Origin of the sequence: Candidatus Pseudomonas adelgestsugas (genome assembly GCF_004124255.1) — a bacterium.
Classification (GTDB): domain Bacteria; phylum Pseudomonadota; class Gammaproteobacteria; order Pseudomonadales; family Pseudomonadaceae; genus Aquipseudomonas; species Aquipseudomonas adelgestsugas.
On record NZ_CP026512.1, the window covers coordinates 835,363 to 856,087 of the forward strand.

Consider the following 20,725-nt stretch of genomic DNA (forward strand, 5'->3'; position numbering starts at 1 on the left):
GGCTTTCATCTTAAGAGGCTTATGCTGAAATAGGTAGCGTTGTTAGAAAAGCTGTATATACGTATAAATGCAAATTTAACATTTGCAATAGCATTGCAGTAACGCAATTATTAGTACGTAATTAATCTAATTATAGCTATAAATATCATTTATATTCGAAGAAGATTAACGATTTGAGAGTTATATCCTAACAATGTAGTTATTTTGATATTAGAGTATCTCGTATGAAGGTTTGGCTTGCGTAACTTTATTGCGTAGATAAGTTGGTGCAGCTTGATCTGCTGGAATCTCTTCGCCACGCTTAAAAGCAAAGCGTGCCAGTGTCAGTAGGTCTATAGCATGTGGTAACATGGCGTCATCATGACCACATATTTTAACTAAAATGCGTTTACTATAACTCCAGCCAGTGCCAGCTCCAAACCAGTCACTAGTAGTGTTATCAGAGAGTACCAAGAATTCTGGTGACTGCACTACTTCAGCACCAACTAAACACATTTCACCAGCCATCTCACGGTAGCAACCCCAATAGACTTCATCCATTCGTGCATCAATAGCTGCTGCTACTTGCGTAGCACCGTACTCACGCAGTGCACGTTGAGCTAACACTGCAAGATTAGAGACCGGCAATACTGGGCACTTCAGCGCAAAAGCTAAACCCTGTACTACGCCGATAGTAAGGCGCACGCCAGTGAATGCGCCAGGGCCACGGCCAAAAGCAATAGCGTCAACAGTAGACAGTTTTGTTCCAGTCTCCTCTAGGAGCTTTTTAATCATAGGCAGTAGCTTTTGCGAATGCAGTCGTGGCACTACTTCATAGTGGCTGGTTACCTTACCATTTTGCAGCAAGGCTACAGAACAGGCTTCAGTCGCTGTATCTATGGCCAGCAAGGTACTCATCAGTTAGTTTATCCAAATAAAAATGTATCATGGCCCACAGTGATAGTTAGCTTTACAAGCTTTTATGCACGCGGTTGATTGTTTGATTAGCTTAGTGCTTGTAACATTTTACTGGCGATGATTTCTACCGAGCCAACACCTAAAATTTGGCTATACTTTGGCTTACCATGGGCGACAGATAATCTATGATAGAAATCAACCAGAGGTTTAGTCTGCGAATAATATACCGATAGGCGATAACGTATCGTTTTTTCTGTGTCATCCTTACGCTGCACTAGATTTTCACCAGTTACATCGTCTTTGCCTTCAACCTTTGGCGGGTTGTATATCGTGTGATATACGCGCCCTGAGGTTTCGTGAACGCGACGACCAGCGATACGTTGAATAATTTCTTTATCTTCAACTGCGATTTCAACTATAGCATCTAACTCTATCCCTACTTTTATCATGGCTTTTGCCTGGGGCACAGTGCGTGGGAAGCCATCAAATAGAAAACCGTTTTTACAGTCTTCTCGGCTGATACGTTCTTGAACCAGATTGATTATTGTGTTATCAGAAACCAGGCCTCCGCTTTCAATCATGTTCTTAACAGTTAAACCTATCTCTGTACCTGTTGTTACCGCAGCACGCAGTATATCTCCAGTGGAAACCTGTGGAATGCTAAATTTTTCAGTAATAAACTTTGCCTGAGTACCCTTACCGGCTCCTGGAGCTCCCATCAACATGATACGCATCTATTATATTCCTCAATTTTTTATTATTGATGAGGATTGGACTTGTCTAGCTAAGCTGAATCCTGCAAATAAAATTTGAACTACTCTAACACATCAAAGATGTGACAAGATATATTGTCAATCTGCACTATATAAGCCGCCTAAAGTTAGTGTTACTTATAGCTATGCGTGCATCATAGTTATGGGTGCGCTTAAAAGTATAGCTTGGTTTTATAAACGGTTGACTATCTGTTTTATAGATAGTTGCCCTATGCTTAAGCAGCTCAGTCTTTAGCACGTGTAGATATTTGAGGTAAGTGTTAGACAAACGAATACGCAAGCGTATTTGGACTATGAGCTATATTGTTTCAATTGGCTAGCTAAATTACATACTACACTGCATAGTGTGTGACAGTAGGTAGCGCAATTTTGCATCCAATAGCTAGCAACGCAGCTTGTTGTACTAATTGCTAATCATAGAGATGAGCGATATCAGAATCGACCTTAGCCTAGCACTATTTCGGTTCTATCAATATGCGCGCAGAAGAACGGTCACTGTTTAAGTGACTATCCACGTGATTCGCCTTTATCACTTTCTAGCGCTTTGTCTTATATCGCTTGTTAGCTAAGGCCATGCTAGTAAAATCAGGTTAATACGATTCTAAAAGCCATTATGCAGTCCACTACACGCATTCCTTAATAGGTATAGATGCAGAACTTTCAAATATGCTCTGATGTACGTTACATTTAAAAGTTCATTTTATGGTGTCGGTTTCAAATTTAACTGTAGTTACGCTTGTGGCCGCATATGTGGGAACAGGATTACGTCGCGAATTGATGGTGAATTGGTTAATAACATCACTAGACGGTCAATACCAATACCTTCACCGGCAGTTGGTGGCATGCCATATTCTAAAGCGCGAATGAAGTCGGCATCGTAATGCATTGCTTCATCATTACCAGCATCTTTTTCGATTACCTGGGCCATCAAGCGCTCTGCCTGGTCTTCTGCGTCGTTAAGCTCTGAATAAGCGTTAGCAATTTCACGTCCGCCAATAAATAACTCAAAGCGGTTTGTAAGGTTAGGATTGTCATTGTTGCGACGGGCTAGCGGCGATACTTCAAACGGGTACTGAGTAATAAAGTGCGGTTGTTCCAGCTTATGCTCTACTAGCTTTTCAAAAATTATCACCTGTAACTTGCCTAGACTTTCGAAGCCAAACAAACTGGTGCATACTTTCTTAGCTATAGCGCGAGCCTTATTGATATCGGTCAAGTCATCTGCTGTCAAGTCTGGGTTGTACTTTAGGATTGAGTCAAACACTGAAAGACGCACGAAAGGCTCACCAAAGTGAAATACTTTATCGCCGTATGGTACATCAGTACTGCCTAGGACCAGCTGAGCCAGTTCACGGAAAAGTTCTTCGGTTAGGTCCATGTTATCTTCATAGTCAGTGAAGGCCTGGTAGAATTCTAACATAGTAAATTCAGGGTTGTGACGTGGTGAAATGCCTTCGTTACGGAAGTTACGGTTAATCTCGAATACTTTTTCAAAACCACCAACAACTAGGCGCTTGAGGTACAGCTCTGGCGCGATACGTAGGGACATTTCCATGTTCAGCGCGTTATGGTGGGTTTTGAATGGCTTAGCTGCAGCGCCACTGGGAATGGTATGCAACATAGGCGTTTCAACTTCTAGGAAGTCACGCTGCATTAGGAAATTACGTATGTATGCAATCACTTTCGACCGCACGCGGAAGGTTTGACGTGCGTCTTCATTGACGATCAGGTCAACGTATCGCTGGCGGTAGCGCTGTTCGGTGTCAGTGAGGCCGTGGTGTTTATCCGGCAGCGGGCGTAGCGACTTAGTCAGCAGGCTTACGCTAGTTATTTTAACGTACAGGTCGCCTTTTCTAGAGCGTGCTATTGTGCCTTCGGCTGCAATAATATCGCCTATGTCCCATTTTTTTACCGAGATCAGGGTTTCTTCTGGCAAGGTTTTACGGTTTACGTATATTTGAATACGACCAGTCATATCTTGAATCACTATAAACGAGCCACGGTTAAGCATAATGCGACCTGCTACTTTAACCTGGATAGCAGCGTCTGCTAGTTCTTCTTTTGTTTTATCCGCATACTGATTATGTAAGGTATTGCAGTAGTTATTACGACGAAAGTTATTTGGAAAAACATTGCCCTTGGCGCGCACGGCAGCAAGCTTTTCCTTGCGTAAAGCGATCAAGGAATTTTCTTCCTTCTGTATGTCTTGCGAGTCGAGTTGTTGGTCGCTCATGTCTTTCGAAATTCCATCAATGATAAGTTTTGTCTGGCCTTTACCTGTATATCGCAGGCAACTCCGCTTCTAGAAGGTTTGTTAAAGGCCTAATTTAAGGCTAGCTTCTAAGTATTCGTCAATATCACCGTCAAGCACTTTGTTACAGTCGCTACGTTCAATGTTAGTGCGTAGATCTTTGATCCGTGATGCATCAAGCACATAAGAACGTATTTGGTGACCCCAGCCAATATCCGATTTAGTGCCTTCCAGTGCCTGCAAAGCTGCGTTACGTTTCTGCATTTCTTGCTCGTATAACTTAGCCCGTAGCATTTTCATAGCAGTATCTTTATTAGCATGTTGGGAACGTTCGTTTTGGCAGCTTACTACGGTATTGGTAGGTACGTGGGTAATACGTACAGCTGAGTCTGTGGTGTTTACGTGCTGACCGCCAGCGCCAGAGGAACGATAGGTGTCAATTCGCAGATCAGCTAGATTAATCTCTAGTTCTACTTTATCGTCGACTTCTGGTGAAACGAATACCGCAGAGAATGAAGTATGACGACGGTTGCCAGAATCAAACGGACTCTTGCGTACCAAGCGGTGCACACCGATCTCTGTACGCAGCCAACCAAAGGCGTATTCACCCTTAATATGTACGGTTACACCTTTGATGCCTGCGACTTCACCAGCCGATAACTCCATAATAGTGGCGTCGAAACCACGTTTATCAGCCCAGCGCAGGTACATGCACAACAAAATGTTAGCCCAGTCCTGTGCCTCTGTACCACCTGAACCGGCCTGGATGTTGAGGTAGGCATTGTTCGAGTCTATTTCATGGCTAAACATACGGTTGAACTCAAGCTTAGCAAGACTTTCTTCAAGACTTGCTAAATAGGTACTAACATCACCGGCGGCGCCTTCATCATTTTCTGTGATGGCCATTTCTAACAAGTCACGGCAATCACATAGACCGATGTGTAATTCGTCGAGGGTATCAACGATTTGCGCTAGTAAAGCGCGCTCACGCCCAAGTTCCTGAGCGTATTCAGGTTTATTCCATACATTTGGATCTTCAAGCTCGCGATTAATTTCGGTTAAACGCTCATGTTTTTGACTGTAGTCAAAGACACCCCCGAATAGTTTCATATCGTTCGAACAGATCCTTGATTATGTTAAATGTCTGGTTGATTTCCATGGTAGGCAACACTCATTAGCAAACTTTTTTAAGCCAATAATCATAATGACAATTATGGTGGTAACGACAAGTCTGTTTATCAAAATGGTGATATATGCATGATTTATATAATCATATAGATTATACAGTGGTGGTTATTTGTTCACGATGCTTGGTTTGAATAATTTAATGGATTTAACCGAATGTATTGTAGCAGCTATATATACGATGAAATAAAGAAAATGGTTTCCCCTTAAAGCTGGTACATGGATTTGTATAGATACTTTTTATGCTGCCCAGACTACGATCAGTAAATATGGTTTTTTTTGCGCTAAACATCTTGTTCATAACACTAGGATAGTGCTTTATAGGCTACACTTCCATATACTACAGAGCGTCATACTTATGAACAATGATAACGCTACCTTTAGCCATAAGATTAACAAAAAATACAGCGGTATTGACTATTATAATGACACCAGACAGCAGTATGCATTTTGCTTGCTTTTTATGCAAATAGACACCGCATTGTACTTGCATAGGTTAGTAGTTAATATGCAGCACAGCCTTACGTTATTTAACTTCAAAGTTGCGTGGTTTATACATCCAGATACTTAACTTGAATCACAATAAATCTATAAATAAATGCTTTTCCATAACTGCCAAATATTCCTGTAGTTAGTGTTAATAGTAACGGTTTTCATAGAATAAGAAATTAGCGTATAATCATTGTCCAGTAGTATTAGATAGACCTGGCTGTCGACAGCTCTCGTTCAGCGATGTAATCTGGTCATTTCAGTCATTAAGCGCAAGCCTTTCGTGTTTAAAGAACAATAACGTAATGCCTTTTAGATAACGCACAGTTCTCAATTGGCACTCTTGACTAATATGCTTGTAACTACATCAGATATAAACGCGATTAATTAAATATGAATTTACTTATATTATTTGCGATGTATATCTCGAGGCTTAGGTTGTTCAGTTACAATGTATAACTTGAGTAAGTTAGCAGATACTAAATCAGTAGCGCTTACCATTAATCGCACGTACTTAACTTGTGAGTCTTGCTCAATGCTCGTCATAGTAACAGTAAATGCATCAGTGAAGTTGTTAACTCCAGCAACTTAATGTTTCTAGTAGAAATGCCTAGTTGAGGAAAGCAGTACGCTTCTTTAAGAGACGTTATATATTTTAGTTTTGGTCTAAATCAGCAAGAAATGATAAAATACATAGTTGTTTTGAGCTAAACTCTATCAGAGTTTAGCTGTCACCTGAGTTTACTTTGGTAAAAGTTATTAAAGGGTATAAAGCAATAATCTTATACTAAGCTATCACTAGCCTATAGCACGTAAAAATCATTGATTTATAGTGTTTTTAATAAAAGAGTATTGTTTCAATCGTAAACGTAATAACCAAATAGCCGCCAGCATCAGGTATCTAACAGATTTATGTATTAGCCAATTAAGATGCATAGTCCTGGAGAAAAGCGCTAAATCAAAAAACTACTTACTTTATGTAGTCTCAAGTGCATTTTATTCAGACAGGCCTTAGCTAGCTTACATATGATGCTAGATATAGCTTCTTTTTCATAATTTTAATTATGAATTTATGACCACGCATTATGGTGTTTATGACTTTAAATAACAAACTACCTATAATGCAACTCTAGTCCCAAGAACTAGAGTTGCATTCTATCGAGTAATATAAAGCTACGCAGATATCACAAGAGTTATAGTAACAACACGAATCTTATGTCTGGGCTAGGATAGATTTTTGCTAAAATGGTATAGAAGGTTTCTAGGTATCTAGAATAATGCGCAAGCCATAAAATTAAAACAAGGATGCCTTCAAGCTTAGCAATAATGTGTTGTATTACCTTTGGGTAAAACGCTCCTGGTACTTTTGATCTTGTCTGGCGTTGAGTCACGAAGGAGCCTTTGTGATCTGATTGCTGTCTACGTCTTAGCAGCCGTTTAGTGTTAGTTAGGTGAGTTGGTGTATGGTTAATCTGAGTAATTGCTCTGGTTGCTATAATTATCCGTAGTTATGTTAGTTCGCAACGTAATTGCCGTGCAGCAGTAACCATATGACTCAACGCAGCTTTCGTCTCTGGCCAGTCCCGAGTCTTTAGACCACAATCTGGGTTGACCCATAGGCGCTCAACTGGAATCCGCTTAGTTGCCTTACGCAGCAAGTTAGTTATTTCTGAGGCATCTGGAACGCGCGGGGAATGAATATCATACACTCCAGGACCGATTTCATTAGGATAAGTGAAGGCTTTAAACGCATCTAGTAACTCCATATCTGAGCGCGATGTCTCGATAGTAATGACGTCGGCGTCCATTGCTGCAATAGACTTAATAACATCATTAAACTCACTATAGCACATGTGGGTGTGGATCTGGGTTTCGTCACGCACGCCTGAGGCGCACAAGCGGAACGCTTCGGTTGCCCAATCCAGGTAGTACTGCCACTTCGCTTTACGTAATGGCAAGCCTTCACGAAAGGCGGCTTCATCAATCTGTACAATCTTAATACCGGCGGCTTCTAGATCTAGAACTTCGTCGCGAATCGCCAAGGCAAGTTGCCGTGCCTGTACTTCAAGGCTCAAGTCTTCACGCGGGAATGACCACATTAGCATAGTCACCGGACCTGTAAGCATGCCCTTCATCACCTTGCTAGTCAGGCTTTGGGCGTAGCAAATCCACTCTATGGTCATGGCCTTAGGCCGGCTAAGATCACTAAATATTATCGCTGGTTTCACACAGCGCGAACCATAGCTTTGCACCCAACCAAAGCTGGTAAACACGTAGCCATCTAGTTGTTCTGCAAAGTATTCAACCATGTCATTACGTTCAGCTTCACCGTGTACCAGCACATCCAGCCCAAGGTTTTCTTGCACTTCAACAGCATGCTTTATCTCGCTGTGCATAGCTTCGACGTATTCCTCTTCGCTCAACTTACCGGCTTTGTATGACTGACGGGTTAAACGGATCGAAGCGGTTTGCGGGAATGAACCAATAGTGGTGGTTGGTAGCAGTGGTAAATTCAAGCTAATATGTTGTTTGTTTATACGCTGGGAAAACAACGTGTGACGTTGGCTATCTTTTGCGGTAATGGCAGCGATACGAGCTTGTACGGCCGGTTTATGTATACGTGTAGATTTTGTACGGGCCTCTTGCGTAGTGCGACTTTCGGCAAGCGCAGCAACTACGTTAGGCGCATCAGGCTGGTTAATAGCTTGAGCCAGCAACACTATTTCCGAACATTTCTGTACGGCAAACGCTAGCCAACTTTTTAGCTCGCAATCCAGCTTATCTTCACGCTCCAGGTCAACCGGGCTATGCAATAGTGAGCAGGACGGCGCTACCCATAAACGATTTTCCAGTTTCTTGTAAGAATATCGCAAGATAGCCAGAGTTTTTTCTAGGTCGCATCGCCAGACGTTGCGACCATTAACCACACCTAATGATAGCACTTTATAGGATGGCAGGTAGTCGAGGATGGTTAAGTATTGATCAGGTGCGCGCACTAAATCGATATGTAAACCGTCAACCGGCAAGTTAGCCGCTAGACTAAGGTTGTCTTCTAGACCACCAAAATAAGTAGCAACTAGCTTTTTAAGAGGGTTATGCTTAATTATGTTGTAGGCACATTCAAAAGCATTTTTCCATTTTTGCGGCAGGTCAAGCACTAGGATTGGCTCATCTATCTGTACCCACTCCACGCCTAAATCAGCAAGGCGCTGAAAAATGTGTCCGTATAACGGCAGTAAGCGGTTAAGTAAGTCAAGTTTATTAACGTCTTTGTTTTTAGTTTTGCCAAGCCACAAGTATGTCAGTGGTCCAATCACTACCGGCTTAACGTTGTGACCTAAATCGCGAGCTTCCCGTACTTCTTCGAACAGTTGGTCCCAACTTAGATGGAACTGTTGGTCGGCGCTGAATTCAGGTACTAAGTAGTGGTAGTTAGTGTCAAACCACTTAGTCATTTCCTGTGCATGGGCAATGTCGCAATATCTATCACTAATACCACGGGCCATGCTAAACATGGTTTGTAGGTTGACTTTCTCGTTAACTGGTTTGAACCGCTCGGGAATGACACCAAGCATTAGTGAGTGAGTTAGTACCTGGTCATACCAAGCAAAATCTCCTACTGGTAGCAGCTCAATACCAGCGTTTTTCTGCAAGTCCCAGTGGGTTTTGCGTAGGTTATGGCCTACGGCACGTAGACCTGCTTCATCGAGCTCACCTATCCAAAAAGCTTCCTGCGCTTTTTTTAACTCTCGATCGCGTCCAATACGTGGAAACCCAAGTGAGTGAGTGATTACCATAATTTGCAACTCCATAGGTATGTTTATACAGTTCATTGTTTATAAAGCATCACAACGAAGCAAGCTAATTTTATTGCAGATGATCACGAGAACTGCTCATGTTTAGATCATTTATAATTTATGAAACATAACATAATATTAAATTAGCAAACCCTACCAAGATCTAGATCTGGTAGCAGCTGCATCAATAAGACTTTTATTAAAAATATATATGGTAATGCCGCATGAGAGTTGATTGCTTTATTAATGTAAATGAACAGCACAAACATTAATTAGTATGCAATTTAGATTTGTAGTAGTTCATGGGTGCTTGACTGAAAGCTAGTTGATAGACATTTTGGTGGTGTTTATGGGATTAAAGGCGGAGTGCTGGCATCTTTCACGCTCGCCACTCCAGACTTGTGTAAGCACATTGACCAGCATGGTCACGACTACGTTGGTCTGGATGACGTATACGTCCTTGTCGCTTATAACAAAGTAAATCTTACTAAGATTGCCACCTTGGTAATCTGTTAGCCTGTTTGAATGTATCGACATCTATTAGCGTGTAGTATGTAGGTAATAGCATAATACGTAATATGTCTAACACTAGATTAGCTAATAATACTCAGCAATATAGCTAAGTATTTAAACATAGACTTATCCAATGATGACTTGCTATACCAAGTATGGCGTAATCAACTTGTTTAATCACTTCCTGTTTACGCTTATTAAGGAAGTGGTGATCAAAAAAGCTTAAGCTGCTACCAGATGGCAAACTAAAAATCTCGATTTATGACTTATGAACAAAAAACTTTAGACTAAATAACCCTAGCACCCAGTACAATTTTCTGTACATGTTTGATTGTGCTGACATCATTTTACGCGTAGAGGATATTTTTATGAATATACTATAAATGCTCAACAGTTTCAGCTTTACAATAATTTATAGACTTACACAGATTATATACAAAATCTTTCATTATCTTTAAGTGGCTTACACTAAAGCTATTAGCGTGCAGTCAGTTCAACAGGCAAAACAAGAATTATATTTAGTATTTTATGTGCCTAAATACGTTGATGCCGTGGTTTCAACAACGGCCAATGCAACAAAAGCTACACACTATATATAAATCGTTTGCTCATTCTTTAAACTAATGCTCAACGTTGTGGTTGAATATAGTGTAGTGGTGACACCTAAGGCCGTTTCTAATAGAAATAAATTCTCTGTCTATATATATAAATTACATTTTCCGCTAAAAGTAAATTTCCAATCGCAATATTGCAGCGTAATAAGTTTATTGGCGTAGCAATAAAGCAGAATCTAACGTTTTACTAGTTGAAAAATATAAGAAACAAATTGTTTACGATTAAGCATTTGGCTTCTAGTTATTATTAAATTTATCATATGCTAGTGGATACAATTAAAGGTTAATATGTAAGCTCTACTTGGCTTGAAGTAGCCATCTAGTGTAGTAGATAATTTCATATGAGTTAAATCAATATCTAAAATAAGTTTAGATGATGAACATCATGTGGTGCAGATCATCTTATTTGATAGTTTTGAGTTGATCGCTGTTTGCCCATACTAGGCAAAAGTTTATATCCAATCTATATTGCTACGCAGCAGATTAAGCTAAGCTAGCAGTAATATGCTTTTGGGCATATACAGATAGTTGAAATACTGTTCGTTAAGCAAAGCGCTAAATTGTGCGTCATGGAAATTACGGATATACCAGATATAAATCACTTTAAGAGAACTGTTTATTCAGTCACTCAATCATTCAGTCATACGCCAAGCATATGTCTTGGTGGGTGTGACCGACACCGATAGCAGAGTGCGTCGTTATGCGGTTCAAGAGCTTGCTGGTAAGTTGATTGGTCAGCGACTGGCCAATTTGGTATTAAATCGGTATGCACGGCGAATACACCAGCGATCTCAATGCTTATGACGAAAGTATTCGTGTGCTAAAGCGGTTATGCGCATTCAAGTTGAGTTATATAAATCGCTGGTTCGGCATTCATACAAAAAATATTTGACCATTGATCGTATATGCACTTATGATCTACTTATCAGGTATTATACCCTATAATTAACTGCCGTTTATGAACAAATTTCACAAGACGGACCGTTTAAGATTGAAGAATAGTATGCAGGCAAAATTGCTGAGTTAGTCCAATTATTAAAATGACTTATGATACTAGAATCCATACAGCTTCATGTTATGTAGCAACTGATACGCATGCAGCTAATTATCGTTTACCATTGACACGTTACATTAATTAAATCATTCACAGTGTTTCTACTGCCAGCAGTAGAGTAGCTAGATAACTCTTTCAACTACCAGCAAAATCATACGTCTTTTGTTTGAGCAGCTACCTTAGCGCTTGCGGATTCAGCTTACCTCTTGCTACCACGTCACTACTCAACTATCTGATATCTTGGTCTATAACCTAACTATCCAGGCTTGCTACGTACACAAAAATAGACGTCGTGTATTGTAATACTTAACAGTAATTCTACGTTAGTTAACTGGAGCTATATTGTTATAGTGTATAAAAACTCAACATCTTGCTAAAGTTTACAGCTCTACGCTAATCAAGTACAGCGTACAATGTCTAAAGCACCCTTCGCTGCTACTATACTTTAACCAGGTTACAACTGTAATTCAGTTACATATTATGCACATATAATAACATTGCTTCATGCATAATATATGAATATAAAGTACCACACAGTGCAAACTTTCAAGTAATGCAGATTACTTGGTGCATAATGACTGAGAACATATGGCTTCTATAAAGCCCGCTGAGCTAACTACAGCTAATGCTAACCGAACTTATTTGGTGCTGAATCAGCACTTACAGATGCAAGGCTGTAGCATAAAGCTAAGACAGTCTGAATCGGTGCTATTATGCTTGACTGTCACCTTATTTAGATAAATGTTCTGTTAATGGTAACGAAAAGTTTCAGTCAATGTAGTGTACATACTTGTATTCTCACTGCTTATAACTTTAGATGGCTTAGTTTATCTAAGGCAGCCCTTGATACTCACGTTTTGCTATATTTGTAGGTTAGATTGAAAGTTACGCCGAAATATCCGTTGGCCAACCTTTTCATTTGCGCCAAGGTGCAGACACAATACATGTCTTTTTGGTAAGTATTGCCGTAGGATCTCACAAATGATCAAAACGCCGTACTATCTCATTGATAAACAGAAACTTCTTGTCAATATGCAGAAGATTGCTTATTTGCGCGAACAATCTGGCGCCAAGGTTTTGCTGGCGCTTAAGTGCTTTGCCACATGGTCATTATTCGATCTAATGCAACAATATATGGATGGTACTACGTCGTCGTCGCTATATGAATTAAAGCTTGGTCATCAGAAGTTTAAAGGCGAAGCACATGCCTATAGCGTAGCTTGGGCTGATGACGAAATTGAAGAGAGTTTGGATAACTGTGACAAGATCATTTTCAACTCTATTAACCAGCTACATCGCTTTACTGAGCGTAGCGAAGGTAAAGCTATCGGTTTGCGCGTAAACCCGCAAATTAGCAGCTCCTCCTACCTGCTATCCGACTCAGCGCGCCCATTTAGCCGCCTGGGCGAATGGGATCCGGTAAAGATTGAAAGCGTGATCGAGCAGGTATCAGGCTTGATGTTTCACAATAACTGTGAGAATAGTGATTTCAGTTTGTTCGACAAAATGCTTAGCGCTATCGAAAAATGCTTTAGTAAGTTGCTGTATCAAGTTCAGTGGGTCAGTCTCGGTGGCGGCATCCATTTTACCGGTAAAGATTACGCGTTGGACACATTCTGTGCTCGCTTAAAAGCGTTCTCCAAAAAGTATAGCGTGCAGGTATATCTGGAACCAGGCGAAGCTGCGATCACTAACAGCGCTTCCTTAGAAGTAACTGTACTTGATACTCTATATAATAACAAGAATCTTGCCGTGGTCGACAGCTCTATTGAAGCCCACCTACCGGATCTATTGATTTATCGCCTCAACGCTGTATTGGCACAGAGCAAAGGTAAATACACTTACATGGTATGCGGTAAATCTTGTTTAGCTGGGGACATCTTTGGCGAGTATCAATTTAATTGTCCGCTGGCTATTGGTGATCGGCTATCGTTTATCGACACTGCAGGCTACACCATAGTCAAAAAAAACTGGTTCAATGGCTTGAAAATGCCATCCATCGTAGTTAAACAACTAGATGGTACAGTCGAGTTAGTTTGTGAATTTAGTTATGACGACTACCTGTCAAGTCTTTCGTAAGGTAGTAGATAAAGGAGAGATAAAGTAATTGAAAAAGAACGTTCTTATCATTGGTGCAGGAGGTGTCGCTAAGGTAGTGGCTCACAAGTGCGCTCAGCACAATGACGAACTTGGTCGCATTGCTATCGCATCACGTAATATCTCTAAATGCCAACTCATTATTGACAGCGTTAAAGCTAAGGGTAGCTTTAAGGTTCCTGCCGATATTCAGGTCTTCGCACTGAACGCCTTGAATGTAGAAGCAACCAAGGTATTGATCCGCGAGACTGAGTCGCAAATCGTCATTAATGTAGGTTCTGCATTTCTTAACATGTCAGTGCTACGCGCGTGTATAAATACTGGCGTTGCTTACTTGGATACTGCTATCCACGAAGAGCCTAGCAAGGTCTGCGAGACGCCACCTTGGTATGGTAATAATGAATGGAATCACTTAGAAGAGTGCAAGCAAAAAAATATTACCGCCATCCTTGGCGTTGGCTTTGACCCTGGTGTAGTTAATGCTTATGCCGCGTTAGCGCAACAACAGTATTTCGACCGCATCGATTCAATCGACATTTTTGACGTCAATGCTGGTTCCCATGGCAAATATTTCGCTACTAATTTTGACCCAGAAATTAACTTTCGTGAATTTACCGGGCAGGTGTGGAGTTGGCAGAACAGCCAGTGGACTAGCAACGCTATGTTTGAAATTAAACGTACTGCCGCCCTGCCGGTAGTTGGTTCACAGAACCTATATTTGACCGGTCACGATGAAGTGCACTCGTTGTCGAAAAATCTCAATGTACCTAATGTACGCTTCTGGATGAGCTTCGGTGAACATTATATTAACGTGTTTACCGTATTGAAAAACCTAGGCCTGCTCTCTGAAAAGCCAGTTAAAACAGCTGAAGGCATGGAAGTAGTGCCATTGAAAGTAGTTAAGGCTGTACTGCCAGACCCGTCTTCGTTAGCCCCTAGCTACACTGGCAAAACATGCATTGGTGATCTAGTAAAAGGCACCAAAGATGGTCTGCCGCGTGAGAGGTTTATCTATAACGTAGCGTGTCATGAAAAAGCTTTTGCTGAGACTGACAGTCAAAGTATCTCCTATACTGCAGGAGTACCACCAGTGGCTGCGGCGTTGTTAGTAGCACGTGGCGAATGGGATGTGCAGCGCATGGCTAACGTCGAAGAGCTTCCTGCCGAGCCATTCCTTAAAGCTCTAGACGTAATGGGTTTACCGACTCGGATTAAAGATGAAAACGGTGATCGTGCCTGGGATTTGATTGCTTAGATAAGCTTATGTTATTGCGAATATAAGCCTCATTTTCAATGAAAAATCAATATATAAAGCATAAGTTACTCTAGGTGTTAGACTAGATTGTTAAATATTTTAGTCATAGCCTAAAAGCTGTTAATTTTTAAAAGTTAATGCATTCACAAATCGCACTAGCTAGTGTTAGTCGAACATAGATCTTACCTATTGACTATATGCGCAAGGATTTTTCTATGAAGCCTATAAGTTACTCGTTCCCTCAAATAGGATTATGACATGCGCAACCAAGCAGTTAATCTGATTAATCAATAGCGAGTCTTGGTAGATAAAACACATGTTTACATGTATGCGACTCCTGTATATGACTAAGCAATCTTTGTTTGTAGACCTGCACTTTGAATAACGCCTATATCAGATAAATAAACTAAAAGCATTATTTGCAAAACTGCGTGAATACTAACCTTGAACCGCAGTCTAAGTCTGACTGCGATACTTTGCAGTAGCTAGCCTGTCTAAGATGATATCACTATCGGTATAACTGATAAAACTGAGTGATTAGCATTGTTAGTAGACATAAAGCTCTCATTATAGATTACACTCATTTATAAAATAGCGTTATCCATCTAAGCAGCTTGATGCTAGTAAGATCAGCGCCACATCAATGGCGATCAGAGTTGTACCCATAAGAAGAAGTCAAAGTCTTTATCAAGGCCTTATCCGTATACAATCGGCACATATACATTATTAGCTAAGCTGCATGGTTATCATGTACACTATTAAACAGTAATTAACTTGAATTGTTAGCTGAGCGCGTTAGTTAATTGCCTGAGAAACGGTAACAGGAAAAACAGCGTAGCCTTAAAGTTTTAGCCATTAGTTATGAAATAGCTGCGGTAAACGGCGTCACGTGGATTGCGCGTATCAGCTTCGCTGCAGGCCTATTTTAGCAGGCGGTTTTAGCTGTCTAGGTTGACGCGTAAGGCCTTAAAACTAATATACAAGCAAAAAGGTTGGTTACTTTGGCTGCTGCTTATTACAGCACGTTAAATAGTGCGGCTGACTACGCCATAATTAAGCTTATACTAAGTAAAGAAAAACCCGTATATAGAGGAATTGTTAATTTTACACAAATATGATCTATATGTTTGTGTGATTGCTATGAGTAACACATTTAGCGTATCAATATGGATGAAATCCATCTATGGACCTCCGTGTAACTTTGACATTGTTGTCACCTAAGCCAACAAGCACACCTATAAACAAATACTTATAGCCAAGGAACGCCATCATTGGCTATAATAGCACGCGATAATGGTATTATTTGACCGTGCGACGCGCTTGAAAAAAAACTCTCAATGCGATGCTGGGTGCGGCATTTAGCAGCAAGCCAAACAATTCTAGATGCTAGACTGGCAGTGCCAGACTGCTAGATTTTCAAGTTGGGAAAATCTTGTCCTTTTTAGCTGCAGCAAACTTAGCGGTACGGTAGAGCGGGATTAGGTTGAAGCCTTTGGTTGTACTCTTAAGTGCTCTGTATAATTTTTAATTTATACCTTTATGCAGCGCTGGTTACCGGATAAATTGCTCGTATAGGTTAACGCGCTGAACTGACGCCACCAGCTAACGTGAGTACATTAGTGACTGTATCGGTGCCTGCGATACTGGCGTCTCTTAAGCCGAGAGCTAGTATCATTAATACAACGTATAGCAGTTAATCAAAAGTAGGCATTAGCGGATTGCTACGGTAGCTATATTTAAGCGGTCCGGCTCTGATGTTCTGAACGTCAAGCCGTTAGCCTCATAGTAACTCTCTATTGGGCTGGCAACATTTCTCGGTTAAACATTATGTTTCTCAATATTTGCAGCATCCGCAAAGCGCTAAATTTTTTAGCGACGCACTATTCTTAGTCATCAGTTAATAAACCTTGCCAATATTCAAGGAATAAACCATGGATCAGCGCAGTGAAGTACTGCTTCGTCAGGCTAGGCTTTTTCAGGGTCACTTGTTGCTGGTAGGTTTGCCTGCTGACGATTTGCTTGGTCGTTTGCCAAACGCCTACGGCTGGAGCTGGCATGCTGGCGATCAGGCGATACTTGACGCAAGTTTTCCAGAGCGTAGCCAGTTTGGCGTGAACGTGCCCAATTGGGGGTTTGATGCGGCGGTGATTTTCCTGCCTAAATCTAAGGATCTCACAGACTATCTGATCAGCGCTGTAGCTGCACGCCTAGATGGCGCTGAACTCTTTCTAGTTGGTGAGAAGCAAGGTGGCATTAAAAGTGCATTTAAACAAATGATTCATTGTGGAAAGCCACGTAAGCTAGACAACGCACGGCATTGCCAATTATGGCAAGTTACCGTAACTGGCGCCCCGCCAGCTGTTGAGCTAGCAAGTCTGATACGGGTATTTAACATACCGCTGACTAATGGGCTACTTAAAGTAGTGAGTCTACCAGGGGTGTTCAGTCATGGTCGCTTAGATCACGGTACTAAGTTAATGCTTAAGCATCTAGATAAATTACCTAGCGGGCACTTGCTCGATTTTGGTTGCGGCGCTGGCGTGCTTGGGTCTGCAGTTAAACTTCTTTACCCACATAATACGGTAACAATGCTCGACGTAGATGCTTTTGCCGCCGCTAGCAGTCGACTAACTATTGATGCTAATGGTCTGGACGCCGAAGTCTTAGTTGGTGACGGTATCGATACCGCACCAATCAATTTAAATGCGATTCTTAGCAATCCACCATTCCATATCGGGGTGCATACGAATTATTCAGCTACTGAAAATTTACTACGAAAATCAGCACAACATATAGCAAGAGGCGGCGAACTTCGCTTAGTAGCTAATAAATTTCTCAAATATCAAATATTGATTGAAAAGCATTTTGGCATGTGCGAGATCAAGGCCATAAATAATAGTTTTTGCGTTTATCGTGCTAAACGCAGTTAATAATTTTGTAAAACAAGAGAAGGCTCTCGTTAATTTGGTTGATTCAAGGCAAATACCCTCTCTGTCCTAAACTAGTACTTTTAATGAGATTTGCATCTTAACAGCATACATCAATCTACTCATTAGTAGATTGATAACATACAAAGCCCAAGAGTGTGTATAAGCGGATCATGATTAAATATTTAATAAGATCTATAATGCTCTACTTTTTAGTTTAGGCCAGCAAGCTATCATATGTCATGACCATGTTAGTTTACCACCCTTAAAAAACTTAACTATTCATTTCATCAAGTGTTTACTAGTAAAACTGGATAACATATGTAAACTTTCTGGCTCAATAGCATGCTGAATATGTATTTTTGTACTTCACCACTAACGGTAGTGCCACACAAAGATACAAAAAAGTTGACCCACTCTGCAGATTAGCTATAAGCATTTCATTAATCTGCTGCACAACATCTTAGAGCACACTTAAATTTTAATTTCTACATTAATTTATACCTTGATGCGATTCATGATAACTATACCCATTTACTTCATTAGCCTAATTATCAGTGTAAACGTAGATAGTTATTTATTGGTTTGTTACTAATAGAACCGTAATGCCGATCGACAACCTTAAGGCTTTGAATAAGTCAATCAACATCAATAGCCAAAGCATTCTATCTATCAAAATAAGTCGTAGCAAATATTACCTGTGTCTATAAAAACAGAGCAAAACCATGTGGGTTATTAGCTCATGATATTATATAATCAACAATGCGATAGATATCCTGGTATAGCTTGATTAAATCAATCATGATTGATATGTCTTCTAAGGTATTGCTGTCACTTACATATCGATGTACTTCATTCATGATATGCGTCACTATACGTGACCCACAAAAAAATACTCAATAGTATTAATGGATCTGGCACTGATCTATAAAGTAATATTCGTTTAGTAGCTAGCACTAAACATCCTAGTTGACTTAGTCAAAAGTCGTCTGCTTACTTTATGCTCATAAACAGACTCACATATCTAGCAAGTAAGTGGAATACGCTACATCAACGATATAGAATATGGGTAAATAGAGTCGCTATTATTATTTAATATTGACTAAGCTGAAGCATGACAGGCTATTACGTCGTGAAAATATCTAATTCATCACTTAGAAATGCGTGCATGCTGATAGTGGCTATAATTAGCTTGTGGACATAGCTAGCAAGTAAAATTGGTAGTTTACCTATACAACTGAACAAATACCGCTACTAACAGATAGCGCTTCAAGATTTTTGTTAGCAGGTTTTCTAGTTCTTACATTCGCTGTATGATTATATTTATCATTTATTCTTGGCACTGATATCTAGTACTGCGTCATAAATATCATATGTGCATGGTAAAAATCATTAGCCGGTAACACACCTAGTAGTTGCAATTAAGTATTAATAACTATTAGAAAGATTTAGAGCTGCTTTAGCCTGTTTGTCACTATAAAGATATTGTATGACGTGGTTGTTACTATCGCGGCATCCGTGGTGATTTGTGCGTATAATAATTACTAGTATATGTGCATGACCATTTATGACACAACCAATATTGTGACCTTACCAATAATACTTCTTTTACTTACCATAATTTTTTTAACAAGAGAGCATGATGGGCGAATTCGATACCATTCGACCTTACAACGATAGCGAAGTTCCAGCAGTGTTAGCACGTCTGTTCAGTGATAAAGCCTTTCTAGATATTCTAACTCACTTTCGCTTTCCGCGCTTTGCCGGTACCTTAGGCTGGCTACTTAAATCAATGATCGCCCGTAAATTGCGTCGTGAATTTGCTGGCGTAACTACTGTAGCCACGCTGCAAGACAAAGTAGAGTATTACGTTGACCACACCATTGACCGAGCGACTGATGGTGTAATTTATACCGGTGTCGAACAACTAAAATTTGGCACTGCTTACTTGTTTTTGGCTAACCACCGCGATATTGTAATGGACCCAGCTTTTGTGAACTATGGTGTTTACCACCTTGGTCTGCCTACACCGCGTATTGCTATAGGTGATAATCTGCTACAGAAACCGTTTGTTAGCGACCTTATGCGACTAAATAAGAGCTTTATTGTACACCGATCAATAACTGGGCGAAAAGAGAAGATGGCGGCTTATATTCTTCTATCAACTTATATCAATCATTCGATTCGTAACGACTGCCAGTCAATCTGGATCGCCCAGGCTGAAGGTAGAGCAAAGGATGGGGATGATCGTACTGAGTCAGCAATCCTCAAGATGTTCCACGTTAGCCGTAAAGATGAGCCGTTTGCTGAAGTTATACAGTCATTGAACCTGACGCCAGTATCTATTAGCTATGAATATGACCCTTGCGACATTGCTAAGGCTCGTGAGCTGTATATTCGCGCCACTACTGGCACATACAGAAAAGCATATGGCGAAGACGATGTAAGTATCGCATTGGGTATTACTGGCTACAAAGGTCGCGTACATGTAAACTTTGCACCATCCATTATTGAGAAATTTGAAGATACTAAGTTATTAGCTATAGAGATAGATCGGCGGATTCTTGGCGGTTATTGGTTATTCCCAGTACATTATTTAGCGTATGCGCAGTGGCGTGATGCCGATCCGCAATTGCAGGTACCAACAGCTGCTGAGGTCTTTCCTGCTGATGAGTTGGCTAAGGCAAAAGCGGAATGGGAGTTTCGTTTGAGTGAGTGTCCTAATGAGCACCGGCCATTTTTAGTTGCGCAGTATGCAACACCGGTGAAGAATCAGTATCGGATTAAAGCGGGAATTCCTTTGTAAGTCCAATGCATTAGTTCTTTAGTGTTCTTAGTTGAATTCTAAGCCAAAAAAAATAACTTGTTTGGCT

The 20,725-nt window shown here is 40.6% G+C and carries 10 protein-coding genes; 5 read left to right on the forward strand and 5 right to left on the reverse strand.

Annotated features, from left to right (window positions below; genetic code table 11):
• Window positions 1-210: 210 nt before the first annotated feature.
• The 5 genes from tsaB to metE all read right to left on the reverse strand — a co-directional run bounded on the left by tsaB (window position 211) and on the right by metE (window position 9,392).
• Window positions 211-897 (reverse strand): tRNA (adenosine(37)-N6)-threonylcarbamoyltransferase complex dimerization subunit type 1 TsaB, encoded by a 687-nt coding sequence (gene tsaB / locus C3B55_RS02230; RefSeq protein ID WP_129211086.1) that lies wholly within the window; start codon window positions 895-897, stop codon window positions 211-213.
• 86 nt (window positions 898-983) lie between these two features.
• Window positions 984-1,631, reverse strand: coding sequence for an adenylate kinase (adk, locus tag C3B55_RS02235; protein WP_129211088.1), 648 nt, complete (start codon window positions 1,629-1,631; stop codon window positions 984-986).
• Window positions 1,632-2,400: 769 nt separating this feature from the next.
• Window positions 2,401-3,903, reverse strand: coding sequence for a lysine--tRNA ligase (lysS, locus tag C3B55_RS02240; RefSeq protein WP_129211090.1), 1,503 nt, complete (start codon window positions 3,901-3,903; stop codon window positions 2,401-2,403).
• 81 nt (window positions 3,904-3,984) lie between these two features.
• A protein-coding gene (prfB, locus tag C3B55_RS02245) for a peptide chain release factor 2 (RefSeq protein ID WP_129211092.1) occupies window positions 3,985-5,080 on the reverse strand; the annotation gives its coding sequence in 2 pieces (ribosomal slippage) (window positions 3,985-5,007 and window positions 5,009-5,080; 1,095 coding nt in all).
• A 2,023-nt stretch (window positions 5,081-7,103) separates the two neighbouring features.
• Window positions 7,104-9,392 carry a 5-methyltetrahydropteroyltriglutamate--homocysteine S-methyltransferase gene (gene metE, locus C3B55_RS02250; protein ID WP_129211094.1) on the reverse strand — a complete coding sequence of 763 codons (2,289 nt, stop codon included), beginning with the start codon at window positions 9,390-9,392 and terminating at the stop codon, window positions 7,104-7,106.
• A gap of 366 nt (window positions 9,393-9,758) precedes the next feature.
• Between metE and C3B55_RS04580 the strand changes: the two genes are divergently transcribed.
• The 5 genes from C3B55_RS04580 (at window position 9,759) to C3B55_RS02270 (ending at window position 20,658) form a co-directional block, all read left to right on the forward strand.
• Entirely contained in the window at window positions 9,759-9,908 is a 150-nt protein-coding gene (locus C3B55_RS04580; protein WP_157978054.1) for a hypothetical protein, read from the forward strand.
• A 2,646-nt stretch (window positions 9,909-12,554) separates the two neighbouring features.
• On the forward strand, window positions 12,555-13,652 hold the full coding sequence (locus C3B55_RS02255; RefSeq protein WP_129211096.1) for a carboxynorspermidine decarboxylase: 1,098 nt from the start codon (window positions 12,555-12,557) through the stop codon (window positions 13,650-13,652).
• 28 nt (window positions 13,653-13,680) lie between these two features.
• Window positions 13,681-14,925: a saccharopine dehydrogenase family protein gene (locus C3B55_RS02260; protein ID WP_129211098.1), complete on the forward strand. Its 1,245-nt coding sequence runs from the start codon at window positions 13,681-13,683 to the stop codon at window positions 14,923-14,925.
• A 1,931-nt stretch (window positions 14,926-16,856) separates the two neighbouring features.
• Window positions 16,857-17,855: a class I SAM-dependent methyltransferase gene (locus C3B55_RS02265; protein ID WP_129211100.1), complete on the forward strand. Its 999-nt coding sequence runs from the start codon at window positions 16,857-16,859 to the stop codon at window positions 17,853-17,855.
• Between the two features lie 1,639 nt (window positions 17,856-19,494).
• Window positions 19,495-20,658, forward strand: a complete 1,164-nt coding sequence (locus tag C3B55_RS02270) for a 1-acyl-sn-glycerol-3-phosphate acyltransferase (protein WP_457912697.1) — start codon at window positions 19,495-19,497, stop codon at window positions 20,656-20,658.
• Window positions 20,659-20,725: the final 67 nt, after the last annotated feature.